At 71.8% G+C, this 24,683-nt stretch carries 25 protein-coding genes and 1 tRNA gene; 15 read left to right on the top strand and 11 right to left on the bottom strand.

Annotation, left to right across the window (positions count from 1 at the left end):
• Nucleotides 1-49 precede the first annotated feature (49 nt).
• On the top strand, nt 50-1,468 hold the full coding sequence (locus HPS36_RS04760) for a hypothetical protein (protein WP_173228780.1): 1,419 nt from the start codon (nt 50-52) through the stop codon (nt 1,466-1,468).
• 24 nt (nt 1,469-1,492) lie between these two features.
• Here the strand turns inward: HPS36_RS04760 and HPS36_RS04755 are convergent, their stop codons facing one another.
• Entirely contained in the window at nt 1,493-2,629 is a 1,137-nt protein-coding gene (locus tag HPS36_RS04755) for a serine hydrolase domain-containing protein (RefSeq protein ID WP_173228778.1), read from the bottom strand.
• 160 nt (nt 2,630-2,789) lie between these two features.
• On the opposite strand from HPS36_RS04755, the gene ubaA reads away from it, so the two are divergent.
• Nucleotides 2,790-3,602 carry an SAMP-activating enzyme E1 gene (ubaA, locus tag HPS36_RS04750; RefSeq protein ID WP_173228776.1) on the top strand — a complete coding sequence of 271 codons (813 nt, stop codon included), beginning with the start codon at nt 2,790-2,792 and terminating at the stop codon, nt 3,600-3,602.
• Between the two features lie 46 nt (nt 3,603-3,648).
• Here the strand turns inward: ubaA and HPS36_RS04745 are convergent, their stop codons facing one another.
• Nucleotides 3,649-4,050, bottom strand: a complete 402-nt coding sequence (locus tag HPS36_RS04745) for a DUF7577 domain-containing protein (RefSeq protein ID WP_173228774.1) — start codon at nt 4,048-4,050, stop codon at nt 3,649-3,651.
• Nucleotides 4,051-4,185: 135 nt separating this feature from the next.
• On the opposite strand from HPS36_RS04745, the gene HPS36_RS04740 reads away from it, so the two are divergent.
• From HPS36_RS04740 to HPS36_RS04715, 6 genes are all read left to right on the top strand, one after another.
• Nucleotides 4,186-4,566, top strand: a complete 381-nt coding sequence (locus HPS36_RS04740) for a Rid family detoxifying hydrolase (RefSeq protein WP_173228772.1) — start codon at nt 4,186-4,188, stop codon at nt 4,564-4,566.
• A complete protein-coding gene (locus HPS36_RS04735; RefSeq protein ID WP_173228770.1) occupies nt 4,567-4,866 on the top strand; it encodes a hypothetical protein in 300 nt (99 codons plus the stop codon).
• 27 nt (nt 4,867-4,893) lie between these two features.
• A tRNA-Ser gene (locus HPS36_RS04730) sits at nt 4,894-4,975 on the top strand.
• A 596-nt stretch (nt 4,976-5,571) separates the two neighbouring features.
• The gene (locus HPS36_RS04725; RefSeq protein WP_007994803.1) at nt 5,572-5,739 is read left to right on the top strand and encodes a hypothetical protein; all 168 of its coding nucleotides are present in this window, start codon (nt 5,572-5,574) and stop codon (nt 5,737-5,739) included.
• A gap of 103 nt (nt 5,740-5,842) precedes the next feature.
• A complete protein-coding gene (locus HPS36_RS04720) occupies nt 5,843-8,440 on the top strand; it encodes a DNA topoisomerase I (protein ID WP_173228768.1) in 2,598 nt (865 codons plus the stop codon).
• A gap of 88 nt (nt 8,441-8,528) precedes the next feature.
• Nucleotides 8,529-10,061: a PAS domain S-box protein gene (locus tag HPS36_RS04715; protein ID WP_173228767.1), complete on the top strand. Its 1,533-nt coding sequence runs from the start codon at nt 8,529-8,531 to the stop codon at nt 10,059-10,061.
• 18 nt (nt 10,062-10,079) lie between these two features.
• Here HPS36_RS04715 and HPS36_RS04710 read toward each other — a convergent pair whose 3' ends face one another.
• From HPS36_RS04710 to HPS36_RS04690, 5 genes are all read right to left on the bottom strand, one after another.
• The gene (locus HPS36_RS04710; protein ID WP_137716449.1) at nt 10,080-10,439 is read right to left on the bottom strand and encodes a DUF192 domain-containing protein; all 360 of its coding nucleotides are present in this window, start codon (nt 10,437-10,439) and stop codon (nt 10,080-10,082) included.
• Between the two features lie 78 nt (nt 10,440-10,517).
• Nucleotides 10,518-10,772: a glutathione S-transferase N-terminal domain-containing protein gene (locus HPS36_RS04705; protein ID WP_137716450.1), complete on the bottom strand. Its 255-nt coding sequence runs from the start codon at nt 10,770-10,772 to the stop codon at nt 10,518-10,520.
• 262 nt (nt 10,773-11,034) lie between these two features.
• Entirely contained in the window at nt 11,035-12,681 is a 1,647-nt protein-coding gene (gene thsB, locus HPS36_RS04700; RefSeq protein WP_137716562.1) for a thermosome subunit beta, read from the bottom strand.
• 214 nt (nt 12,682-12,895) lie between these two features.
• Complete coding sequence (locus HPS36_RS04695; RefSeq protein WP_173228765.1) at nt 12,896-13,420, bottom strand: copper resistance protein CopD; 525 nt, start codon at nt 13,418-13,420, stop codon at nt 12,896-12,898.
• A gap of 171 nt (nt 13,421-13,591) precedes the next feature.
• Complete coding sequence (locus tag HPS36_RS04690; protein WP_173228763.1) at nt 13,592-14,134, bottom strand: DUF7523 family protein; 543 nt, start codon at nt 14,132-14,134, stop codon at nt 13,592-13,594.
• Nucleotides 14,135-14,262: 128 nt separating this feature from the next.
• Here HPS36_RS04690 and HPS36_RS04685 point away from each other — a divergent pair, with 128 nt between their 5' ends.
• From HPS36_RS04685 to HPS36_RS04660, 6 genes are all read left to right on the top strand, one after another.
• Complete coding sequence (locus tag HPS36_RS04685) at nt 14,263-15,132, top strand: CbiX/SirB N-terminal domain-containing protein (RefSeq protein ID WP_121600983.1); 870 nt, start codon at nt 14,263-14,265, stop codon at nt 15,130-15,132.
• Between the two features lie 2 nt (nt 15,133-15,134).
• Nucleotides 15,135-16,346: a DR2241 family protein gene (locus HPS36_RS04680; protein WP_173228761.1), complete on the top strand. Its 1,212-nt coding sequence runs from the start codon at nt 15,135-15,137 to the stop codon at nt 16,344-16,346.
• Nucleotides 16,347-16,469: 123 nt separating this feature from the next.
• The gene (gene pheA, locus HPS36_RS04675) at nt 16,470-17,276 is read left to right on the top strand and encodes a prephenate dehydratase (protein ID WP_137716454.1); all 807 of its coding nucleotides are present in this window, start codon (nt 16,470-16,472) and stop codon (nt 17,274-17,276) included.
• A 164-nt stretch (nt 17,277-17,440) separates the two neighbouring features.
• A complete protein-coding gene (locus HPS36_RS04670; protein WP_173228759.1) occupies nt 17,441-17,929 on the top strand; it encodes a fasciclin domain-containing protein in 489 nt (162 codons plus the stop codon).
• A 103-nt stretch (nt 17,930-18,032) separates the two neighbouring features.
• Entirely contained in the window at nt 18,033-18,308 is a 276-nt protein-coding gene (locus tag HPS36_RS04665; RefSeq protein WP_053771857.1) for an ArsR/SmtB family transcription factor, read from the top strand.
• Between the two features lie 55 nt (nt 18,309-18,363).
• Nucleotides 18,364-18,645 (top strand): hypothetical protein, encoded by a 282-nt coding sequence (locus tag HPS36_RS04660; protein ID WP_173228757.1) that lies wholly within the window; start codon nt 18,364-18,366, stop codon nt 18,643-18,645.
• A 21-nt stretch (nt 18,646-18,666) separates the two neighbouring features.
• Here the strand turns inward: HPS36_RS04660 and HPS36_RS04655 are convergent, their stop codons facing one another.
• The 4 genes from HPS36_RS04655 to HPS36_RS04640 form a co-directional block, all read right to left on the bottom strand.
• The gene (locus HPS36_RS04655; protein ID WP_173228756.1) at nt 18,667-19,287 is read right to left on the bottom strand and encodes a methyltransferase domain-containing protein; all 621 of its coding nucleotides are present in this window, start codon (nt 19,285-19,287) and stop codon (nt 18,667-18,669) included.
• A 72-nt stretch (nt 19,288-19,359) separates the two neighbouring features.
• Nucleotides 19,360-20,847: a cysteine--tRNA ligase gene (gene cysS / locus HPS36_RS04650; protein ID WP_173228754.1), complete on the bottom strand. Its 1,488-nt coding sequence runs from the start codon at nt 20,845-20,847 to the stop codon at nt 19,360-19,362.
• 419 nt (nt 20,848-21,266) lie between these two features.
• Entirely contained in the window at nt 21,267-22,529 is a 1,263-nt protein-coding gene (ilvA, locus tag HPS36_RS04645; protein ID WP_173228752.1) for a threonine ammonia-lyase, read from the bottom strand.
• Nucleotides 22,530-22,598: 69 nt separating this feature from the next.
• Nucleotides 22,599-23,984 (bottom strand): cryptochrome/photolyase family protein, encoded by a 1,386-nt coding sequence (locus HPS36_RS04640; protein WP_173228750.1) that lies wholly within the window; start codon nt 23,982-23,984, stop codon nt 22,599-22,601.
• 107 nt (nt 23,985-24,091) lie between these two features.
• On the opposite strand from HPS36_RS04640, the gene HPS36_RS04635 reads away from it, so the two are divergent.
• On the top strand, nt 24,092-24,589 hold the full coding sequence (locus HPS36_RS04635; protein WP_173228748.1) for an Hsp20/alpha crystallin family protein: 498 nt from the start codon (nt 24,092-24,094) through the stop codon (nt 24,587-24,589).
• Nucleotides 24,590-24,683 lie beyond the last annotated feature (94 nt).

Here is a 24,683-nt window from a genome sequence, read left to right as displayed (position 1 = left end):
CAAGAGCAAAGAGACCGCGTCACATACTCACGCACGTGGCGATCGCTACGTGACCGCGAACGCGCCCATTCCGCTCGACGCGTTCGCGACCGAACTCGAGTCGCTCGACGGCGACGCGTTCGCGGACTTCGTCGCCGAGGCGTACGCGGCGACCGCCGACGAGGTCGAGGTCGACGGGGCGCGGGTCACGGTGACCGAGGGCGGCCGGCGGACCGAACTGCTCGGCGTCGCGGCCGCCGACGGGGCCGTCCCCGACGCCCCGGCGGACGCCGTCGTCGTCGCCAGCGACTCGCTGCTCGACGACCTCGACGCCGGGTTCGACGCCGACGTGGTGACCCCGGCGGACCTCCGAGAGCGCCTGCTGTACGGGGTCCCGCCGGCGACGGCGAACGCCATCTCCGACCGGTTCCTCGACGTGCCGATCCGGTCCGCGGCTTACGAGAGCGCGGTCCCGGCCGACGCACCGGACGCCGGTACCGGTCTGACGGACGACGACGCGGGCGCGGTGACGGACGACGGCGACGAGTCGGGTGCCGCCGCGCCGGGCGCCGCTGCGCCGGAACCCACCGGTGACGACGACGGTTCGGGCCTCCGGTCTGCCGACCGCACCGCCGCCGACCGCACCGCCTCCGGCTCGTCGGGCGATTTGCGGGTCGACGCTCGACCGAGCGACGCGGCGACCGTGACGGATACGGGCCACGCCGCCGCCGCGACGGACACGAGCGACGAGGCGACCGCGACCGACGGGGCGAGCGAACGACCGGACCGACGGGCGCTCCTCGCGGCGGTCGGCGTCGCCGTCCTCCTCGTCGCGGCGGCCGGGGCCGGGTTCGCCGCCGGCGCCGCCGGGGTCGGCGGTCCGGACGGCCTCGCCGGCGTCGGGGGCGACGGGGCGAGCGACCCGGCGGGGAACGACTCGGACCCGACCGGAGCGGCGAGCGAGAGCGACGACGGGAGCGGCGGATCGACCGACGACGGGAGCGGCGGATCGACCGACGACGGCGGCGCAAACACCGTCTCGGTCGCGGACGGCGACCCGACGGGCGAGGCCGCGCGCAACACGGCGCCGTCGCCCACCTGCGAGCGGTCCGCGCTCCAGGTCGTCCAGATCCAGATGAACGCGCTCCGCTACAACGACAACGCGACGAACGCCGGGATCCGGACCCTCCGGGCGTTCGCCTCGCCGCAGAACAGGGACCTGGTCGGCTCGACCGAGGAGTACGCCGAGCTGTTCGAGACGCCGCTGTACGGGCCGATGCTCACGTACGACACCGCCCAGTACTCGGTGCCGGACGTCGTCGACGACGCCGCCTACGTCGAGGTCGTCACCCGGGAGAACGGCAGCGTCACCGGCCGGTACGAGTTCCGACTCGTGCGCGTCGCCGGCGGGAGCGGAGACACGGACACCTCCCTCGGCGACGTGGACGACTGCTGGATGACCGACGCCGTGGCGGCGTCGACCGAGTGAGTCGGCGCGCCCCGCTCTCGCGGCTCAGTCGAGCCCGTCGAGCAGTTTCGCGTAGAACCGGTCCTGCTCGGTCCGCGCGTCGGTCTCCTCGGCGTCCTCGTCGTAGCGCAGCCACCGGAGCACGACGACGAGGTCGTGTTCGGGGTCGACCCAGACGGTGTTCTGTCCGTGCCCGAGGGCGGCGTACGCCGACTCGGGGGCGCTCGGCCACAGCGTCCGGCCCTCGTTGAGCCACCACAGGTAGCCGTAGCTCTCGTTGACCTCACAGGGCTCGGTCGACGCGTCGACCCACGCCTCCGAGAGCAGTCGGTTCCCGTCCCACTCCCCGCCGTTGAGGTACAGCAGGCCGACCCGCGCGAGGTCGCGGGCGGAGATCCACAGCCCGCCGCCCCAGTGGCCGCCGCCGGAGACGCTCTTCATCGCCGTCCCGTCCACGTCGACCGTCGAGTTGTAGTAGCCGTGCCACTCCCAGGTGTCGGTGGCGCCGACCGGTTCCATGACGTTCTCCGCGAGCACGCGGGGGAGCGGCCGGCCGACCGTTCGCAGGAGCGCCAGCGAGAGGCGGTTGATCCGCACGTCGTTGTACTCCCAGAACGTCCCCGGCTCGCGGAGCGACCGCGTCTCCGACTTGTCGAGCGCCTCGCCGTCCTTCCCGACCGCCCGGTTGCGGTCGACGGCGTCGGGCTTGCCGAACAGCGTCCCCTCCCACTCGCTGGTCTGGTGGAGCAGGTGGCGCCACGTGATCGCCCCGTTGTGGTCGCCCTCGAACCCGCCGTCGTCGACGTACTCGCGGACGCGGTCGTCGACGGAACCGATCTCGCCGCGGTCCCACGCCACGCCCGCGACGACCGAGAGGAAGCTCTTGGCGACGCTGAACGCCTGGTCCACGCGCCGGGTGTCGCCCCACTCCGCGACGAGGTAACCGTCCTTGAGGACGAGTCCCGCCGGGCCGCCGCGCCGCGCGGGGTGGGGCCCGATCCGCTGCCCGTGCTCGCCCTCGGCGTCGTCCCACGTCTCGTGGTCCGCGAAGTCGTAGTTGATCTGCTCGCGCGGCGTGCCGTTCAGCCTGTGGTAGTCGGCCGCGGCCGCGACGGCCTCCGGGTCGAGCCCGACCGCCTCGGGGTCGCGCCGTTCCCACTCGCCCGCGTCGGGGAAGTACATACCCCGCCTTCAGGGCTCGCCCCCTTCAGTCGTTCGCGTGCGAGGCCGGTTCCCCGGTCGCGTGCGAGAACCGTCGCGGGTGGCGCGCGCTCGCCGGCCGGCGCGTCGGCGACCGCCGCTCGGGAACACGGTTATATCCGCGCCGGCACAGGTCGTAGGCATGAGTCTCTCGCTCGACGCGACCCAGCTCGACCGCTACTCAAGACACGTCATCCTCGACGACGTGGGTCCGGAGGGGCAAAAGCGGCTGCTCGACGCGCGCGTCCTCGTCGTCGGCGCGGGCGGGCTCGGCGCGCCGGCGATCCAGTACCTCGCGGCCGCGGGGGTCGGGACGATCGGTATCGTCGACGACGACGTCGTCGAGCGCTCGAACCTCCAGCGACAGGTGATCCACGGCGACGGCGACGTGGGGCGGAAGAAGGTCGACTCGGCGGCCGAGTTCGTCGCCGACCTCAACCCCGACGTCGACGTCGAGCGCCACGAACTGCGGCTCGACGCGGGCAACGCCCGCGAACTGATCGCGGACCACGACGTTGTCGTCGACTGCTCGGACAACTTCGCCACCCGCTACGTGGTGAACGACGCGGCCCGAATCGAGGGGGTGCCGGTGTCGCACGGCGCGATCTACAAGTTCGAGGGGCAGGTGACGACGCTCTCGCCTGAGGGCCCCTGTTACCGCTGCCTGTTCCCCGAGCCGCCGGAACCGGGGACGGTGCCCGACTGCGCCAGCACGGGCGTCCTCGGCGTCCTCCCGGGGACGGTCGGCTGCCTCCAGGCGACCGAGGCCGCGAAGCTGATCATGGACGTGGGCGAGCCGCTCGTCGGGCGGATGCTGTTCTACGACGCCATGGACCTCTCGTTCGAGACGGTGCCGTACGCGCGCAACCCCGACTGTCCGGTGTGCGGCGACGACGGCATCGACAGCATCGAGGGGATCGACTACACGGCCGGCTGTCAGATCGACGCGGCCTGAGTCGGCCCGCTCGCCCCGTCGCCCGCGAGGCGCGCGCCCCGGCCGCTCACAGCGACCGGTCGGCCATCGCGGTCCCCGCGGTGACGCCGGCGTCCTCGTCGACGAACCCCGACCGGACGCACCACCGGCAGTACCGATACCCCGCCCGGTTCTCGGCGCCGCAGTGCCGGCAGACGACTGTCTCGCCGGCGGCGTCCAGCGGCGGCGGCCCGTCCCCGTCGGGCTCCCCCGCCCCGCTCGCCGAGCCGGCGTCCCCGTCGCCGTCGAGCGCGAGCGTCGGTCCGATCTCGGGCCCCTCGCCGTCGCCGTCCGAGGACCGAGCCGCGGCCGAACCGAGCAGCTCCGCCGGGTCGCGGTTCCGCCGGACGAGCAGCCACGTCACCGCGAGGTTCAGCGCCGCCACGCCGACGAATATCGCGGCGAGCGGCAGGAGCTGGTCTCCCGTCATACGTGGAGTGTTACCATTCCATCCGCTTGTGTCTGACGGTGATTCCGACCGTCCGCGACCGCGGTCCGGGCCCCGCGTCGACCGGCGGCGCGGCTCCAGAGTACTCTTGAGGCCGCCGGTCGAAGGCGCACCCGCATGAAGGAGACGATCCACACGGACGACGCCCCGGCGGCGGTGGGCGCGTACAGCCAGGCGACGACCGACGGCGACCTCGTGTTCACGGCCGGGCAGATCCCGCTGACGCCCGAGGGCGACCTGCTCGACGACGCCCCGATCGCGGTCCAGACGGAGCAGGCGCTCGACAACCTCCTCGCGGTGCTGGAGGAGGCAGGCGCCGGTCCCGAGGACGTGCTCAAGACGACGGTGTTCATGGCCGACATCGGCGACTTCGACGAGATGAACGAGACGTACGCCGACTACTTCGACGAGTCGCCGCCCGCCCGCTCCGCGGTCGAGGCCGGCGCGCTCCCGAAGGGCGCGGGCGTCGAGATCGAGGCCGTCGCCGTCGTCGAGTAGATGGCCGACGGCGAGGGCGGATCCGGACCGGGGCGCGAGCCGGACGCCGCGACCGACGGGTCCGTCCCCGCGCCCGGCGCGCCGGCCACCCCGCGTGCCCGAGCGCGCTCCGCGGCGCTGTGGGGGATCGTCGGCGGGTTCGCCTTCCTCGTGCTCGCGCAGGGGTACCGGCTCCTCGGTCCCGGATCGCTGCCGCTCGGTCTCGGCGGGCTGGCGCTCGTCGCCCTCGGCGTCGCGGTCGCGTCGGCGGGTATTACCTACCTCGCCGAGGTCCGGGTGCGCGCGAAAAGAAGGACTTAACAGTCGCACCGGATTATCTCCGCGTGAGCCAGGATGGCCGAGTGGTAAGGCGCACGCCTGGAAAGCGTGTTCCCATCCGGGATCGGGGGTTCAAATCCCTCTCCTGGCGTTCTGTCGACGTCGACTACGAGCGATGAGCGGCAGCAACGAGCGAGTCCGGCGTCGACGAACCCGTCTAATTGCCCATTTATGAACAACCAAGTGACGTCGCTGGCGATTATTTATCAATAGTTGACGACGCATCGGCGGCGAACACCGCCAAAGCCCCAGCCGCGAGGCGGGCGCACGCTCGCTGCGGTGCTCGGTCGCTCACTCCGTTCGCTCCCTGTGGTCCTTGCGTCGTCATCAGAACGCTTCGCGTTCTGATTGGCTCACGAGAGCAAAGCTCTCGTGAACGCCTGCGCCCGCCTCGCGGCTGCCCCTTTGAGTCCCGCCCCGCACAGCACCGCAACCGCACCTCACGCCTCCCCAGCCTCGTCGGCCGGCCTCCGCTTCGCTCCGGCCGCCCGACTCCCTCGCGCGTACTGTCTCGCGGCCGCCGGGGGCGGCCGCTCGCAGGCACGCGCCACCGCCTCGTTCATTTAAATATAATATCGCTGCTATCGGCTCCTCCGCTTCGACTGCGTCTGCTGCCGCCCCGCTCGCGGATACGTCCGCACACCGACACAAGATTCATATGTGTGGGAAGTGTTGACACGGGTGACGATGCCAGACACGAAATCGGGCCGCGAGCGGAAAGGGAGGAACAAGCGCCGCCAACTCGAGAACCACCTCGCACGGCGCGAACTCGACGCGGACGACGAACCGCCGGAGCCGTATGCCGAGGCCACAGACGCGGAGTTCCTCGCCGAGTCCGACGACGCGGCCCGGTGACCGGCCGCCTTCGGGTCCCTTCTCGCCGTTCGTTCGCCGCCGCGCCTGCCGGTAATCTCGCGTCGCGAAAGCTTTAGACCGAGGAGCGGCCTATCTCGGCGCAATGAGTCGCGGCCCCGAGCTGATCATCACGGAGAAAGACAACGCGGCGCGGCGCATCGCCGACATCCTGAGCGGCGAGTCCGCGACCGCGGAGCGGATGAACGACGTCAACGTCTACGAGTGGGGCGGCAAGCGGTGTATCGGGCTCTCCGGCCACGTCGTCGGCGTCGACTTTCCGGCCGAGTACAACGACTGGCGCGACGTGGAGCCGGTCGAGCTGATCGACGCGCCCGTCACGAAGACGCCGACGCAGGAGGGGATCGTCGCCGCGCTGCGCCGGCTCGCCCGCAACGCCTCCCGCGTCGTCATCGCGACCGACTACGACCGCGAGGGCGAGCTGATCGGCAAGGAGGCGTACGAGCTCGTCCGCGAGGTCAACGAGGACGTGCCCGTCGACCGCGTGCGCTTCTCGTCGATCACGGAAAACGAGGTGAAAAAGGCGTTCGCGAACCCCGACGACCTCGACTTCGAGCTGGCGGCCGCCGGGGAGGCCCGCCAGACCATCGACCTCACGTGGGGCGCGGCCCTGACCCGCTTCCTCTCGCTGTCCGCCCGACAGATGGGCGACGACTTCATCTCCGTCGGCCGGGTCCAGGGGCCGACGCTCAAGCTCATCGTCGACCGCGAGCGCGAGATCCAGGCGTTCGACCCCGAGTCCTACTGGGAGCTGACGGGCGAGCTGGCGAAGTCGGGCGGCGACCCGTTCGAGGCGCGCTACTTCTACCTGAACGACGAGGGCAACGAGCGCGAGCGCGTCTGGGACGAGGCGGTCGCCGACACGCTCACCGAGGCGCTCGCCGCGGCCGAGGCGGCGACCGTCGACGACGTCGACCGCCGCACGCAGACCGACGACCCGCCGACGCCGTTCAACACCACCGCGTTCATCCGCGCGGCGGGGTCGCTCGGCTACTCCGCGCAGCGCGCCATGTCGCTCGCGGAGGACCTCTACACCGCCGGCTACGTCACCTACCCCCGGACCGACAACACGGTGTACCCGGACGACTTGGAGCCCGAGGAGCTGATCGAGGAGCTGTCGGCGGCCTCGACGTTCGGCGCGGACACCGCGAGCCTGCTCGACGGCGACGGCGACATCGAGCCGACCGAGGGCGACGAGGAGACGACGGACCACCCGCCGATCCACCCGACCGGCGAGCTCCCCTCGGCGTCGGACCTCTCCGACGACGAGTGGGAGGTGTACGAGCTCATCGTCCGCCGGTTCCTCGCCACCTGCGCCGACCCGGCCACCTGGGAGCGGCTGCGCGTGGTCGCGCTCGCGAACGGCGAGGCGACGCCGATCGCCGCCGACGCGGACGGGCTCGCCGCGCTCCGCGACCCCGAGGACGCGGCCGGGCCGGCCGACCTCGTCGCGGACGGCGGGCTGCGGCTGAAGGCCAACGGGAAGCGGCTGCTCGAGGCCGGCTACCACGACGTGTACCCGTACCGCTCCAGCGACGAGCGGATCGTGCCGGACGTCGAGGTCGGCGAGACGCTGTCGCTGTCGGACCGGGCCACCGAGGCCAAGGAGACGCAGCCGCCCCGGCGCTACGGGCAGTCGCGGCTCATCGAGGAGATGGAGAAGCGACAGTTGGGGACGAAGGCGACCCGCCACCGGACGATCGAGAAGCTGTACGACCGCAACTACGTCGAGAGCGACCCGCCGCGACCGACCCGGCTCGCCGAGGCGGTCGTCGAGGCCGCCGAGGAGTTCGCCGACCGGATCGTGAGCGAGGAGATGACCGCCCAGCTCGAACGCGACATGGCGGCCATCGCCGCGGGCGAGAAGGACTACGACGAGGTGACGGCGGACTCCCGCGAGCTGCTCTCGCGCGTGTTCGACGACCTCACCGAGTCGCGAGAGGCGGTCGGTGACCACCTCCAGACGTCGCTGAAGGCCGACAAGACGCTCGGGCCCTGTCCGGAGTGCGGCTCGGACCTGCTCGTCCGGAAGTCGCGGCAGGGGTCGTACTTCGTCGGCTGCGACGGCTACCCCGACTGCGAGTACACGCTCCCGCTCCCCTCGACCGGGAAGCCGCTCCTCCTCGACGAGACCTGCGAGGACCACGACCTCCGCCACGTGAAGATGCTCGCCGGGCGGAAGACGTTCGTCCACGGCTGCCCGCAGTGTAAGGCGGACGAGGCCGACGAGCAGGAGGACGAGGTGATCGGCCTCTGTCCCGACTGCGGCGAGGAACACGGGGGCGAGCTCGCGATCAAGCGGCTCCGCTCCGGCTCGCGGCTCGTCGGCTGTACGCGCTACCCCGACTGCGACTACTCGCTGCCGCTCCCGCGGCGCGGCGAGATCGAGGTAACCGACGAGACCTGCGAGGAGCACGACCTCCCGCACCTCCGCGTCCACTCCGGCGACGACCCCTGGGAGCTGGGCTGCCCCATCTGTAACTACCGCGAGTTCACGGCCCGCCAGGAGGGCTCGGAGCTGCAGACCGTCGAGGGGATCGGCGAGAAGACCGCCGAGAAGCTCAAGGACGCCGGCGTCGGCGGCGTCGACGACCTCAAGTCCGCCGACCCGGACGACCTCGCGGCCGACGTCGACGGCGTCGGCGCCGACACCGTCCGCGACTGGCAGGCGAAGGCGGACTGACCCTCGCTCGGGCCGAGCGCCGTCGCGGGGTCGCGGCGACCCATAAATCCATAAACACATATGCGCGGAGTGTCTCCATCACCGACAGATGGGAGACGGGAACGGGGATCCGCCGGCCGAGGGTCCGTCGTCGTCGAGCGGCGACGCCGCCGCGGCCGGGATCCTCAGAGCGTTCGTCGGGGCGGTCCCGACGCCGACGCTCGTCTGTGACCCCGAGACGCTGGCGATCCGCGCCGCGAACGCTCCCGCGGTCGACCTGCTCGGCCACGACCGCGGCACGCTGACGCTGATGGGCTTCCCCGACCTGGGCGAGACGGAGGTCACCGTCTCGGGGCGGTCCGTCGACGCCGTCGCCGCGGCGGCCGTCGACCCTCCCGCGTCCGACGGCTCGGACGACCGGGTCGAGCGGTTCGAGTGGGACCTCCGGCTCGGTGACCCGGGGCTGCGGGTCGACGCGGCGCTCCACGCGGCGACGATCGCCGGCGACGAGTGGCTCGTCGTCGGGCTCTCGGACGCCACCGACCGGGTCGCCGCCGAGAGCGAACTCGACGGCGAGCGCCGGCTCGTCGACGCGCTCGCCGAGACCGTCCCGCTCGCGCTGTTCCGCTGTACCGAGGAGGGGACGCTCTCGCGGTGGAACGACCGGCTGGCGGCCGACTCCGGCTACGACCCCGAGTCGCTCTCGGGGCGGGCGCTCACCTCGCTGTTCGACGAGGAGACGCGCGGCCGCGTGAGCGAGTCGCTCTCGCGGGTGTACCGGGCGGGCGAGACCGTCTCCTGTGAAGTGCGGCTGCTCACCCGCTCCGGCGAGCGCGTCCCCTACCGGCTCTCGGTCGGCCCCGTCACCGACGGCGACCGGGTCGTCGGCGCCGTCGGCGTCGGCGAGGACCTCACGGAGGCGTCGCTCCGAGAGGAGCGGCTCGCGGTGCTGACCCGCGTGCTGCGACACAACTTCCGCAACGACCTCAACGTCGTCACCGGTTTCACCGGTCAGGCGATCGAGGCCGTCGACGACCCCGAGCTCACGGGGCAGCTCGAACGGGTCGTCGACACCGCCGAGCGGCTGCTGCGCCTCGGCGAGACCTCGCGCAAGGTGGAGCGGCTGCTCTCTCAGCGCCCCTCGCCGCGGCCGGTCGCGCTCGCGCCCGCGGTCGACGCGGCGCTCGAATCGCTCCCGCCGGAGATCCGCGAGCGCGCCGCCGTCGACGTGGACGTTCCCGAGGGGGTCGTCGTCTCCGCGGTCGCGTTCCTCCCCGAGGCGATCACCGAACTCGTCGACAACGCGGTCCGCCACAACGACGCCGCCGACCCGCGGGTGCGGATCTCGGCGGCGGAGCTGCCGAGCGAGTCGTGGGTCTCGCTCGTCGTCGCGGACGACGGCCCGGGGATCCCGCCGGCGGAGCGCGCCGTGCTCACCGGCGAGGAGACGCCGCTCAACCACGCGAGCGGGCTCGGGCTCTGGTACGTGAACTGGATCGTCACCGCGGGCGGCGGGAGCCTCGACATCGTCGAGAGCAAGGCCGGCGGCAGCCGGATCGAGCTGTCGCTGCGCGTCGCGGATGAGCCGCGCGCGGGGGATACGGACGTGTTCGCCCCCGACGCCTTCGAGGACGGCCCGTAGGTCCCGGGCGGCTCCCGCTCACTCGACCAGCCGCAGTTCGTCGCCGACCGCCACCGACTCGGCCGCGCCCGCCGGCAGTTCGACGACGGTGTCGGCGCGGCCGCGGCCCAGCCCGACGAACGGCGCGAGCCGCTTCGTCGCCGTCACCTCGCCGTCGGCGAGCCACACCGCGTCGATCGCGAACGGCACGAACAGCATGTGGAGCCACTGCGTGTCGGCCTCGTCGAAGGGGAAGACCAGGCCGTAGTCGTCCGGGATCGAACGCCGGAACATCAGGCCCCGGGCCTGTTCGAGCGTCGAGCGCGCGACGTCGACGTCGCTCGCGAGGACGGTCTCTCCCCCCGACTCGGGACGGTGAACGAGTCGCACGGCCGCCACCTCGCCGCGGGCGGATAAATAGCCTCTCGTTGCGGGGCCGGGCTCCGCTGGCTCCGTCCCGGGCCGATCGCGTCGGCCTCAGCTCGCGCCGCCGTACGTCTCTTCGAGGTACTCGACGATGTCGTCGCTCTCGGGCATCCCCTCGACCCCGTGGTCCTCGTCGACGAGGACCGGGACGCCCGTCTGTCCGGAGACCTCCTCGACCTCCGTCCGGTCGCTGTGCGACCGCGGCACCATCACCGACTCGTAGTCGAGGTCGAGCTCCGACAGCTTCGTCTTCACTTTCGCGCAGTACGGACAGCCCTCAAGCTCGTAGAGCGTTAGGTTTGCCATCGCCCAACCGTAGGGCCCGGGCCCGTAAAGAGGTGCGGCCGCGGATGCGTCCGCCGCGCACGGCCGAGCCCGTCCCGGTCGCGGACTCGGACCTGGCGGACGTTAGGATGCGGTACGAAAAGCGGGGGAAATCGGAGCGCGCGAAGGTGTAGTCGTCGAGCGATCGCGGTCGGGCGCGGGCGTCGAGGTCCGAGGACCTCGACCTACGTCGGCGTCGTCAGGCGAGGCCTGACGGGCTGTGGGAATTCGTCTCCGACGGGCCTCACATCGCGCCGCCCATGCCGCCCATGCCGCCCATGCCGCCGCCGGGGGCGCCGCCCTCGTCGTCGCCGCCCGACGTCGAGAGGTCGCCCGCCGAGATGATGTCGTCGATTTTCAGGACCAGGTTCGCCGCCTCGGCCGCGGAGGCGATCGCCTGCTCCTTCGCGTGGGCCGTCTCGACGACGCCCGCGTCGGCCGTGTTGACGACCTCGCCGGCGAACACGTCGAGCCCGGCGTTCTGGTCGCCCGCCTCGTGGGCCGCGCGCAGGTCGACCAGCAGGTCGATCGCGTCGAGGCCCGCGTTCTCGGCGAGCACGCGGGGGATCAGTTCGAGGGAGTCAGCGAACGCCTCGACGGCGAGCTGCTCGCGCCCCTCGACGGAGTCGGCGTAGTCGCGCAGGCGGCGCGCGATCTCGACCTCGACCGCGCCGCCGCCGGGCAGGGTGCGCCCGTCGGAGACGGTCGTCGAGACCACGTCGAGCGCGTCCTGGATGCCGCGTTCGAGCTCGTCGACGACGTGGTCGGTGGTGCCGTACAGGAGGAGCGTGACGCCGTGGGCGTCCTCGCCCTCGACGTAGAACAGCTCCTCGTCGTCGTCGCGCTCGACGGAGCCGACCGCGAGGTCGTCGGCGGTAAGCGAGTCGAGGTCCGTGACGATCGGCGCGCCGAGGACGTTCTTCAGGAACGTCAGGTCGGACTTCTTCGTGCGGCGGACCGCCAGCACGCCCTCCTTCGCGAGGTAGTGCTGCGCGAGGTCGTCGATGCCCTTCTGACAGAAGACCACGTCGGCGCCGGAGTCGACGATCTGGTCGACCTTCTCGCGGAGCTGCTGTTCCTCCTGGTCGAGGAACTTCTGGAGCTGGTCCGGGGAGTCGACGTTGACCGAGGTGTCGACGTCCGCCTCCTCGACCTCGATCGGGTCGTTGAGGAGGAGGATGTCGGCCGCCTCGAAGTCGGTCGGCATGTCCTCGTGGACGGGGTCTTTGTCGATCGCCGCGCCGGAGAGCAGGCGGGACTCGCCCGCCGCGCGACCGGTGCGCGTCTCGATGTTGAGATTGGCCAGGTCGACCACGTGAGAGCCGTCGTCGGCCTCGACGGTGACGCCCTGTACCGCGCGGACGACGAGGTCGGCGAGCACGTCCTTGTCGAGCTCGGCGCCCTTGCCCGTCATCGAGGTCTCGGCGACGTTACGCAGGGTCTCCGTGTCGTCGGGGTCGACGGCGGTCGCGACCTCGTCGACCTGCTCGCGGGCGTACTCGCTCGCGAGGTTGAAGCCCTTGATCACCGCTGTCGGGTGGATGTCCTGTTCGAGGAGGTCCTGCGCGTTCTTCAGGAGCTCGCCCGCGATGGCGACCGCGCTGGTCGTCCCGTCGCCGGCCTCGTCCTCCTGGGTCTCGGCGACCTCGACGACCATCTCGGCGGTCGGGTTGTCGATGTCCATCTCCTGGAGGATGGTGACGCCGTCGTTCGTGATGGTGACGTCGCCCATCGAGTTGACGAGCATCTTGTCCATCCCCTTCGGTCCGAGCGTCGAGCGGACCGACTCGGCGACGCCGCGCGCCGCGGAGATGTTGTACTCCTGAGCGTCCTTGTCTTGGACGCGCTGGGCGTCCTCGCCCATGATGATCATCGGCTGGCCCTGCTGCATTCGCTGACTCATACAGCGTTTGATTGATTGTGATTCTATATAAATGTCTCGTTGAGGGGCCGCCGCGTGCGGGTCGTCCGTGACGAATCGACTCGCTCGAAAACACCGGACTCCGCGGCCTTGGACCGAAATTCATGCGGGGAGTTAGCATTGCCCTCTGTCGGCGCGAGAACGCCGATTCGGCGGCATTTATATACTCGCGTTCCGGGGACCGTCACCCCGGTATCCCGCCGGCCAGGAGCGCGGCGTCGACGAGCAGCAGGACGGCCAGCCCCGCGCTCGCGAGGAGGTACGGACGGGCGACGGAGGCCAGCCGGGCGGACCCGGGGACGCCCCCGACCCCGGCGAGGGCGTCGACCGGGAACCCCTCGGCCATGTACCGACCCCACCCGAGGTCGGGGTCCACCTCGCGGCGCATCCGGAGGACGCCCAGTTCGACGAGCCCGTTCATCGCGCCCCACAGCGACAGCATCGCGAGGACGGCCCACCCACGGCCGGTCATCGCGAGGAGCTCGATCGGCGTGTACAGCCGCCAGATCATGTACGCGCCGGTGACCGGGAGGACGACGCCGGTCCAGCGCGTGACCATGAGGAGCCGGTGGGCGGCGTCGACGAACGCGGCGCGGCCGAGCGTCCCGTCGGTCGCCCGCGGCAGGGTCGCGTAGACGACGTACAGCGTCGCGCCGGTCCACAGGGCGCCGGAGAGCACGTGGAAGACGAAGGCGGTCGTGAGCAACACGCGATCGACTGGGAGCGAGAGCGGCAAAAAGGCCGTCCCGGACAGGATCGGTTCGCTCGCCGCGGTCCGGGCTCGCGTCCCGCCGATCGGGCTCGCCTCTCGTCGACCGAATCCATCCCTGGTCGGTCGAATTCACCCCTCCTCGGCCGGATTCCCGCTCGTCGGCCGAACTCACCTCTCATCCACGGGCACCGCCTCCAGCGCCGCCTCGACGACCCGCACCGCGCTCGCGCCGTCGCGCCGGGAGACGACGCAGACGAGCGCGTCGGCGGCCACGCCCGCGGCCGCGACCTCCACCTCCGCGGCGCCGAGCCGCCCCAGCGCGTCCGCCAGCGCCGCGGCGTCGACGTCGCCGGTCGCCAGGATCGCGGTGCGGTCGCCGCCCTCGACGACCGCCGCGTCGCCCACGCGGAGGAGGGGGTCGGCGTCCGCCCCGTCGCCCTCCGCGCCGTCGTTCGCCTCGGTCGGGTCGTCGGCGATGCCCACTCCGCTCCGCATGGAAACGCTCGCGGTCCGGGCCTCGGTCTCGTAGGCCGGCAAGTCCTCCCGGAAGCGGCGGAGCGCGGCCGCGATCGCGTCGGGGTCGCCGTCGAGGTCGGCGCGCGCCGCGAGCCACGACGCCGCGGCGCTGTGGTTCACCAGTCCGGCGCGGAGCGCGTCGCGGACGAACGGGCGCGCTCTGACCGCCTCCCGCGTCTCGGCTGCCAGCGACATGCGCGGGGCTGCGCGGCGGGCGGGCAAGATCGTTTCGGTCGGGCGGGGAAGTCCCGGGCGACCGAGCGCCGTTCCCGTCGTTCCGCAGCCTCCGAAGTCCCTAAGAGCGGCGCGGCCCCAGCACGGGTATGCAGTCGCTCGTCATCGTCGCGCACGGCTCCCACCTCAACCCCGAGTCGAGCGCGCCGACGTACGACCACGCCGACACGATCCGCGCCACCGGTGCCTTCGACGAGGTCCGCACCGGGTTCTGGAAGGAGGAACCGCACTTCCGAGAGGTGCTCCGCACCGTCGAGGGCGACGAGATATACGTCGTCCCGCTGTTCGTCTCGGAGGGCTACTTCACCGAGCAGGTGATCCCGCGCGAGCTCCGGCTCGACGGCTGGGACGTCTCCGAGTGGGGCTCCGACGGCCTCTCGGCGGACCAGGCGACGCTCGTCGCCGAGGACATCGACCGCGAGGTCCACTACTGCGGGCCGGTGGGGACCCACCGCGCGATGACCGACGTGATCGTCCGACGGGCCGAGTCCGTGACGGACGACCCCGACGTGGGCGAGGGGTTCGGCCTGGCGGTCGTCGGCCACGGCACCGAGCGCAACGAGAACTCCGCGAAGGCGATCGAGTACCACGCCGACCGGATCGCCGAGCGCGACCGCTTCGACGAGGTGAAGGCGCTGTACATGGACGAGGACCCGGAGGTCGACGACCTCCCCGAGCACTTCGAGAGCGACGACGTGGTCCTGGTCCCCCTCTTCATCGCCGACGGCTACCACACCCAGGAGGACATCCCGGAGGACGTTGGCCTCTGCGAGGACCACACCGAGGGGTACGACGTGCCCGAGACGGTCGACGGTACCCGGATCTGGTACGCCGGCGCGGTGGGGACGGAGCCGCTCATGGCCGACGTGGTCTTGGAGCGCGCGGCCGACGCCGGCGCCGACCTCGGGAGCGCGCTCGACGACGTGCGCGAGACGACCCGCGTCGCCACGGGGGACTGACCGTGGCCGACTCCACCTCCGCGACCGACGGCGGCGAGGCGGGCAGCGACGAGCCCGAGGTCCCCGAGATCGACCTCCCGAGCGACGCGTTCGACGCGGTCCTCGACGCGCTCGACGAGCTGGACCCCGGTGAGCCCCTGCGGTTCGAGGGGTTCAGCGTCGCGCGCGGCACCGAGGGGACCGACGAGGAGCTGCCCGGCGGCTCGCCCGACGAGTACGTCCTCGCCGACGGGAGCCGGCCGACGGGGATGAGCGAGCGCGACCTCCACGAGGCGCTCGCCGAGCGCGCGCCCGCCGTCACCGACTGGTACGTCTTCGAGCGCGTCGTCGGCGAGTTCGGCCCCCGACGCGCCTTCCTCCGCTGGATCGAGGACGCCGACGGCGAGACCGTCGCGGCCCGGTACGCGGCGCTCGCGGCCGGGATCGAGCGCGCCTGGGGCGAACTGAAGATTACGGCGACGCTCACCGACCGCGGCGAGCGTCGCTACGACGTGCGCCACGCCGACGACGCGGGCGTCCCGGTCGACGACCTCGACGCGTACGACGACCCGCTCGACGCGCGCGACCTGGTCACCTTCGACGAGAAGGGGCGGTACCGCCCCCTCAAGACGGCGCCGTCGCTCGTGGGCGGCTGGGTCTTCCCCGACCTCGGCCCCCGCGAGCTCTACGAGGCGGTCGAGACGATATACCCCGCGACGGTCGCTAACTGGCACCGCGAGCGCGAGGGCGAGCTCGACGTGAACCACTGGCGCGAGACGATGGAGCGCCAGTCGGGCATCTACGGCGTCGTGAAGACGTGGGACCGCGGCGAGGGGTACGAGCACGTCAACTGGGTCGCGGAGGCCTGTTGCGACGACTCGCAGTGTCTGAAGCGCCGGGAGTGGGAGTACGACGACGAGACGGACCTCGACGTCGACGGCGGCGACGGCGCCTTCCCCTGTCGCGAGCCCTGCTCCGTGGTGGTGTCGGCCGCGCGGAAGTGGACGCGGCTGGAGAGCGAGCAGCCGCGGACCTACGAGTTCGAGCTGACCCCGAGCGAGAAGGAGCAGGTCGAGGCGGTTATCGACGCCGTCGCGGACGGCCGGATCGACGAGATCCGCGAGGCGGACACGAAGGAGGGCGCGAACCGCTACCGGACGCGGTTCCTCCGGGCGAAGCTGTTCGACGACGAGGGGAACCTCGGCGGCGTGCCGACCGACCCGGACGAGGAGTGAGCCCCGGGGACGAGCGACCCGCCGCAGACGAGCGACCCGCCGCGGGGACCCTCACCCGCTGACGGCCCGGAAACATCGCCGCGCCCCGCAGGCTTTTCTCACCGCCCCCGGTACGGTGGGGTGATGAACGCCGTCACGCTGGGCCCCGCCGGCACGTACTCGCACCGCGCCGCGCGCTCCGTCGCCGCCGAGGTGTCGTTCCGCGAATCGGTCACCGCCATCGTCGACGCCGTCGCCGACGGCGAGTTCGAGCGCGGCGTCGTCCCCATCGAGAACAGTATCGAGGGCTCGGTCACGGAGAGCCTCGACGCGCTCGCGGAGTACGACGTGTCGGTCACCCGCGAGGTCGTCACGCCGATCCGACACGCCCTCCTCGCGCAGGACGACTCCTTCGAGGTCGTCGCGAGCCACTCGCAGGCGCTCGCGCAGTGCCGCAACTGGCTGGAGGCCGAGTACCCGGACGCCGGCCTCGAAGCGGTCGCCTCCACCGCCCGCGGCGTCGAGCGCGCCCGCGAGGACGCCCGCGTCGCCGGCATCGGCCACCCGGACAACGCCGGCGACGACCTCTCCATCCTCGCCGCGGACATCCAGGACCGCACCTCCAACGCGACCCGGTTCCTCGTCGTCGCGCCCGACTCCGCGCGCTCCGACGCCGGCGGGAAGACGACGCTGATCGTATACCCGAACGCGAACTACCCGGGCCTCCTCCTCGAACTGCTGGAGGCGTTCGCGGACCGCAACCTCAACCTCTCCCGGATCGAGTCCCGCCCGAGCGGCGAGCGCCTCGGCGACTACCTGTTCCACTTCGACGTGGACGCCGGCCTCTACGAGGACCACATGGCGAAGGCGGTCGGCGACGTCGAGGCCATCGCCGACAAGGGCTGGGTCAAGGTGCTCGGCTCGTACGACACCGAACACGTGCTGGACTGAGCCCCGGCGCCCGCTCGCGGCCCCCGAGCGACGCCGTTCCCGAGCGACGCCGCCCCCTACCGGCAATACTGGCGAAGATTTGGGTCGCTTTCGTGCCGGATGCGGGTTACTTTCTCCAAATTGTTGAATACATACTGAAACATCTTCCAGGCCGGGTGTCTCCCATGAACGCGAACAGACGGACGGTACTGAAGGGGCTCGGCGCGGGAACGGCGACGCTGGTCGGCGGCGTCGGAGCGGCCGCCGCCGAGCCGCCGAGCCAAGGGGAAACGATCGTCGACGTGGCCGTCGCGGCCGACGGGTTCGACGTGCTCGTCGCCGCGGTCCAGGAGGCGGGGCTCGTCGACACGCTGAGCGGAAACCGACAGCTCACCGTGTTCGCGCCGACCGACGCGGCGTTCAACGCGGCCGGGATCACGGTCGACAACGTCGGCGACGTCGACGGGCTCGGCGACGTGCTCACCTACCACGTCGTGCCGGGCCGGCGAAAGGCGAACTCGATCGTCAACGCGAGCCAGGTGCCGACGCTCAACGGCGCGAAGGTCGACGTCGACGGGACCGACCTCAACGGCGACCAGGCCGACATCGTCGACACGGACATCGAGGCCTCGAACGGCATCATCCACGTCATCGACGGCGTGTTACAGCCGTAGCGGCCCCGAACCGCCGGATGGTCCCCGCCGACGCTCCCGTCCTCCGCCCTCGCGGTGCTGGTATCCACGCGTTTATACGTCGCTCCGCCGATCGGTACTGTCGATGGAGCCGGTCCTCTGGCAGGTGCTGGCCGGAACGCGGGGGGGTCCCAACCGGGCCCGCCTGCTCCGCGCGCTCGACGAGCGCCCGCGGAACGCAAACCAGCTCGCAGAGGACCTCGACCTGGCGTACAAGACCGTGCGACACCACCTCGACGTGCTCGAAGAGAACGACGTGGTCGAGAGCACGGAACAGACCTACGGCGCGGTGTACCTACCGACCGAGCGCACCCGAGACAACTGGGAGACCGTCGAATCCATCATCGACCAACTGGAGTGAGCATGACCCGAACCTGGAACGCGGCGACTGATCGTGGAATCGGAGGCGACGCGGAATGACCCTGACGCTCGACGTGGCGCGAGTCGCCGCGGGGGTCAACATCCTGCTGTTGCTCGTCCTCCTCGGCATCTGGGGGCGCAGCTACCTCGAGGTGCGGTCGAAGCACACCCTCGGCTCGGCGGTGTTCGCCGCCTTCCTCTTAGCGGAGAACGCGCTGGCGCTGTTCTACTACCTGAACCCGCCGCAGATGTCGACGCCCGCGGTCCGCGCGATGATGTACCTCCAGATCCTCGAGTTCGTCGGGATCGCGTTCCTCGTCTACGTGACCTGGGACTGACGCCAGCGTGACCGGCCGGCGTCACTCGACACCGGCGCGGGCGACGACTCCCAGCCCGGCGTCGAACGACTCGACGACGGTCACCGCGTCGAACCGACGCCGGAGCACCGCGAGCACGTCCGGATTCCGGAAGTTCACGAGCCGACGGTATGCCCCCTCCAGCGCGCTCCCGAGCGCCCCGTCCGGCACCCGACCGTCGACGACCACCAGCCGACCGCCGGGACGGACGACCCGCTCGACCTCGTCGAGGACGTCCCCGATCGCCGGCATCGCGCTCAGCGCCAGCGACGCGAAGGCGGCGTCGACGGCGTCCTCGCGGAGCGGAAGTCGCCCGGCGTCGCCCCGGACCACCGCGGCGGGCGGGTGCGCCGCCGCGCGGTCGGCGGCGCGTCGCGCCATCCCGGCGCTGTAGTCGACGGCGATCACCGTCCCGTCCGCCCCGACGGCGTCCGCGAGGAGCGGAAGGCTCCCGCCCGGGCCGCAGCCGAGGTCGAGGACCGCGTCGCCGGCGTCGACGCCGAGTGCCGCGGCCCCCCTTTCCCGGACCGAGCGGGTGGCGCGGTCGACCGCGCGGTACAGCACGCCGTAGTCGGCCCAGCGGTCGTACACGGCCTGTCCGCGCCGCGCGGCGTCTTCGGCCATCTCGCGTGCGCCTTCGGAAGCGAGCAGGAAAACGCTACGCCCGCCGCGATCCGACGCGGCCCGGACCCGCGCTCACTCGAACCGGTACGTCGCGCCGTCCGGCCCGTCCTCTATCTCGACGCCGACCTCGCGGAGGGCGTCCCGCAGTTCGTCCGCGCGCTCGTAGTTGCCCGCCTCGCGCTCGGCCTCGCGCACGTCGAGCACGAGCTCGACCAGCTCGCCCGCCAGCTCCACGTCGCCGCCGCTCGCCGTCTCGAACTGGAGCCCGAGCACGTCGCCGCCGAGGTCCTCGAACGCTTCCACGGCCTCGCGGAGGCCGCGGTAGTCGTAGGCCTCGCCGGCCTCGTCGACCCCGTCGACGTGGCGGTTCACCGCGTCGGTGAGATCGAGGAGCGCCGCGGTCGCCTCCCGGAGGTTGAGGTCGTCGTTCATCGCGGCCGCGAAGTCGTCGCGCGCGGTCGCGACCGCCTCGCGGAGGTCGTCGTCCGCGGCCTTCGCGCGGGAGTCGGTCGAGTCGAGCGCCTCGACGGCGCGGTCGTAGGTGCGCGAGAGGCGCTCCCAGCGCTCCTCCGCCTCGGCGATCGTCTCCTCGGTGAGCGCCTGCTCGGAGCGGTAGGCCGCGCCGGCGTAGAAGGTCCGGACCACGTTGACGCCGAGTTCGTCTAGGGCGTCCGGCACGGTCCAGAAGTTGCCGATGGAGGAGGACATCTTCTCGCCGTCCATCTCTAAGAGCCCGACGTGGAGCCAGTGGCGCGCGAACGCCTCGCCGGTGGCCGCCTCCGACTGCGCGATCTCGTTTTCGTGATGCGGGAAGACGAGGTCGCGCCCGCCCATGTGGACGTCGAGCGTGTCGCCGAGGTGCGTCGTCGACATCGCCGAGCACTCGACGTGCCACCCCGGGCGCCCCTCGCCCCACGGGGAGTCCCACGTCTCGCCGTCCGGCGTCTCGGCGCCGTGGTCGTGTTTGGCGTGCTCCCGCGCCGCGGTCTCGCTCACGCCGTCGGCCTTCCACAGCGCGAAGTCCGCGGGGTTGCGCTTCTCGGAGCACTCGTCCGGGTCGCCCTGCGCTTCGAGCGCGTCGAGGTCCTGGTTCGAGAGCTTCCCGTACCCGTCGAAGCGCGTCACGTCGAAGTAGACGGAGCCGTTCGACTCGTAGGCGTACCCCTTCTCGATCAGGGTCTCCGTCAGGCCGATTATCTCCGGGACGTGCTCGGTGACGCGGGGGTACACCTCCGCGCGCAGGAGGTTCAGCCCGCGCATCGCGTCGAAGACGCTCGCCGTGAACGTCTCGGCCACGTCGCGCTCGGCGGCCCACTCGTCGCGCTCGCCGACGCGGGCCGTAATTTTCTCGTTCACGTCGGTGACGTTCTCGACGTGGCGCACGTCGTACCCCTCGTGTTCGAGCCACCGGTGGAGCACGTCGGCGTGGAACCACAGCCGGGCGTGGCCGAGGTGCGGGTCGTCCGACACCGTCAGGCCGCAGACGTACAGCGTGACGTCGCCGTCGGCCGTGAACTCGACGCGCTCGTCTTCCAGGGTGTCGGTGACGACGAGACTCATTACGACGTGGTTGCCGGGGTGCGCGTTTCAAATCGTCGGATCGAGCGAGACGCGGACGAATCCAACTCCGCTGTCGGTTCGTCTGTTCGCGCGTACATCGCCGATATTGACCGCGGATCGGCGGCGAACACCGCCAAAGCCCCAGCCGCGAGGCGGGCGCACGCTCGCTGTGCTCCTCGGTCGCTCACTCCGTTCGCTCCCTGCGGTGCTTGCGTCGCCTGCCCCCGCCTCGCGGCTGCCCCTTTGAGTCCCGCCCGGCACCGCAACCGCGCCTCTCACCTCCCCAACCTCGTCGGCCTCCCTCCGCTTCGCTCCGGTCGGCCGACTCCCTCGCACGCGCTCCTCACGGCCGCCGTGGGCGACCGCTCGGAGGCGCGCGCCACCGCAGTTCTTCGCAGAAACAGACGCAGTCCCTCTTCTCACTCCTCCCGCGTCGTCCACTCGACCTCGTAGCCCGCCTCGCGCACCGCCGTCAGGACGCGGTCGACGTGGGCGGGCCCGTTCGTCTCCACCTCGAACACGAGGTCGGCGTCGCCCACCGGCAGGTCCGGGCGGCTGCGCTCGTGGCGCACCGTCCGGATGTTCGCGCGCTCGCCGCCGATCAGGGTCGCTATCTCCCCCATCGTCCCGGGGGTGTCGTCGATCCGGACGGAGAGCTCGATCAGCTGGTCGCGGTCGACGAGCGCGTGGGTCACCACCTCCTTCAGCGTCGTCACGTCGATGTTGCCGCCGCAGAGCAGCGGGACGACGGTCTCGCCGGCGAGGTCGAGCTCGTCGACCGCGTCGTCGTTCAACAGGGCGGCCGCGGCCGTCGCGCCCGCGCCCTCGACCAGCTGTTTCGCGCGCTCCAAGAGCAGGAGGATCGCGCTCGCCACGTCGTCGTCGCTCACGACGACCGCGCCGTCGAGGTGCTCGTCCAGCAGGCCGAGGGTGAGGTCGCTCAGCCCGCCGGTCGCGATCCCGTCCGCGATGGTGTCCGGCTCGTCGCGCGTCACGAGCTCGCCGGCCGCGAGGCTCTCCGAGAGCGTGGACGCGCCCTCGGTCTGAACGCCGATCACGCGCGTCTTGGGCGATCGCGCCTTCACCGCGGTCGCGACGCCGCCGGCGAGCCCGCCGCCGCCGACCGGGACGAGGACGGTGTCGGCGGCGGGCACCTGGTCGAGCACCTCTAAGCCGAGCGTCCCCTGACCGGCGACCACGTCCGGGTCGTCGAAGGCGTGGACGAACCGCGTCCCGGGGTCGTCGGTCAGGGTCTGGGCGTGGGCCATCGCCTCGGGGAACGCGCTCCCGCGGAGGACGACCTCGGCGCCGTACGCGCGGGTGGCCTCGATCTTCGCCGCCGGCGCCGACTCCGGCATCACGATCGTCGCGTCGATCCCGGCGTCCGCCGCCGCCAGCGCCACCCCCTGCGCGTGGTTGCCCGCGCTCGCGGCCACGACGCGCTCGATCGCGGGCTCGTCGGCCCCTTCGTCCGAGCCGTCGACCGCCCGCGAGATCGCGTTGTACGCGCCGCGCGTCTTGAACGAGCCGGTGCGCTGGAGGTGCTCCATCTTCAGCCGCACGTCGGCGCCGCACCGCTCGCTCAGCGACCGGCTCCGCTCGACGGGCGTGCGCTGGACGATGTCGGTGCCGGCGAGGCGCTCGGCCGCGGCCTCGACGTCGTCGATCGTGACGGGGGACATGCCCGCGGTGTTCGCCGGTTCCCGTGAAAAGAACTCGGATACGGAACGCCGTTCCCGCCCCGGCCGCACCTATCGCTTCCCGAGCGCCTCCTCGAAGACGCGCTGGGCCCGCTCGTACCCCTCGTTCCGGTCGACGATGGGGTGCGGGTAGTCGGGCGCCAGCTCCTCCCGCTCCGCCCGCGAGAGGGTCGGCCAGTCGACGACCTTCCCGGCCGGCACGTCCGACAGCTCCGGGACGTACGCCTTCACGTACCGGGCCCCGTCGTCGTACTTCGACATCTGACTCACCGGGTCGAAGATGCGCACGTCGACGGAGTCGGTGCCGGTGGAGGCGGTCCACTGCCAGGCGCCGTGGTTCGAGGCGTAGTCGTGGTCGATCAGCTGCTTCGTGAAGTAGCGCGCGCCGCGCCGCCAGTCGATCAGGAGGTGCTTCGTCAGGAAGCTCGCGACCACCTGCCGCGGGCGGTTGTGGACGTACCCCTCCTCGTTCAGCTGTCGCATTCCCGCGTCGACGAGCGGGTACCCCGTCTCGCCGCGCGCCCACGCCTCGAAGTCCGCGTCCGACTCCCGCCACGCGATCTCGTTGGGGAACGACTTGTAGTTCGAGACTGCGAGGTCGGGGGTGTAGTACAGCAGGTGGTACATCTGCTCGCGCCACGACAGCTCGTAGCGGTACTTGTCGACGTTGCGGCGCTCGCCGCCGGTCACGGCGTCGTAGACGTCGCTCGCGCCCGCCCACACCTCCCGGATCCCGATCGCCCCTGTCGCGAGGTACGGCGACATCCTGGAGACCGCGTGCGTCGGCGCCTCGACCGCCCGCGCGAGGTCGTCGCGGGTGTCGTTGTAGGAGGTGATCCCGTAGTCGAGGAACTCGTCGAACCGCTCGCGCGCGGCCTCGTACCCCGCGTCGGGGAGGTCGATGTCGGCGTCGGGCTCGGGGACGGTCTTCCCGTCGCGCACGTCGGCCAGCGCGTCCGGGTCGGGCTCCGCGTACGGCCCGCGCTTCGGCACGGCCTCCCAGTCGCCGTGGAACTGGCTGTGGTTCGGGTACCGCTCCTCCAGCCGCCCGGGGTCGACCAGCACGAGGTCGGTCCGGGAGTCCGTCGCGACGCCCGCGCCGGCGAGCGCGTCCTCGACCGCGCGCTGCCGGTTCCGGCGGGCCGGCCGGTAGTGCTCGTTGTAGACGACCGCCTCGGCGTCGTGCTCGTCGGCGAGGTCGACGAGGACCTCGTCCGGGTCGCCCGCGCGGACGACGAGGTCGCTCCCGAGCTCCCGATACCGCTCCTCCAGGCGCTTCACGTGCCGGAGGAAGAAGGCGCGCTGACGCGCGCCGACCGTCGCGAGCAGGTCCGCGTCGTACACGAAGACGGGAACGACCGTTCCCTCGCGGGCCGCCGCCGCGAGGCCGGCGTTGTCCCGCGTCCGCGCGTCGCCTCGGTGCCAGAACAGGCGCATACGATCGCCAGGGGCGCCAGCGGATAGTGTCTGTCGCCCGGGTCCCGGCCCGCGCTCGGTCCCGCCGCCAGTACGTTCAAGACGCTCCGCCTCGAATCCTGACCCGTATGACACGACGCGATCCCTTCGACGAGATCGAGGACCTGCTCGAACGGATGGGCCGCGAGTTCGAGGAACTCGGCGGCACGCTGGAGGGCGCCGGCCCCGAGGTCCCGCGGTTCCCCGGGGCCCGCGAGGTGGACGTCGACGTGATCGAGGACGAGGAGTCGATCACCGTCGTCGCCGACCTCCCCGGGTTCGACGCCGACGACGTGGACGTCGAACTGCGCGACGACGCGCTCGTGATCGCCGGCTCCCGCGAGGAGTCCGCCGAGTTCGCCGCCGAGGGCGACGACGCGGCCGACGCGGGGGACGCGGGCGAGGGCGACGAGGTCCGCTACCATCGGCGCGAGCGCCGCCTCCGGTCCGTCTCGCGCCGCGTTCCGGTCCCCGAACCGGTCGAGGCCGACGCGGCGACGGCCTCTTTCGACGCCGGCGTGCTCACGGTCACGCTCCCCAAGCGCTCGCCCGACGACGACCGCGGGCACACGATCGACGTCAACTGAGCGCCGGCCCGCGATCGCCGTCGAACCGGAACTGTCGCGTTCGGAGGATAGCACGCCTCACTCTGTATTTATTACCTTACGGCGCCTTTCTGTT

The organism is Halorubrum salinarum (assembly GCF_013267195.1).
In the GTDB taxonomy this organism is placed as follows: domain Archaea; phylum Halobacteriota; class Halobacteria; order Halobacteriales; family Haloferacaceae; genus Halorubrum; species Halorubrum salinarum.
Note: the sequence above shows the minus strand (reverse complement) of the source record. Positions and strands in the feature narration are given on the sequence as shown.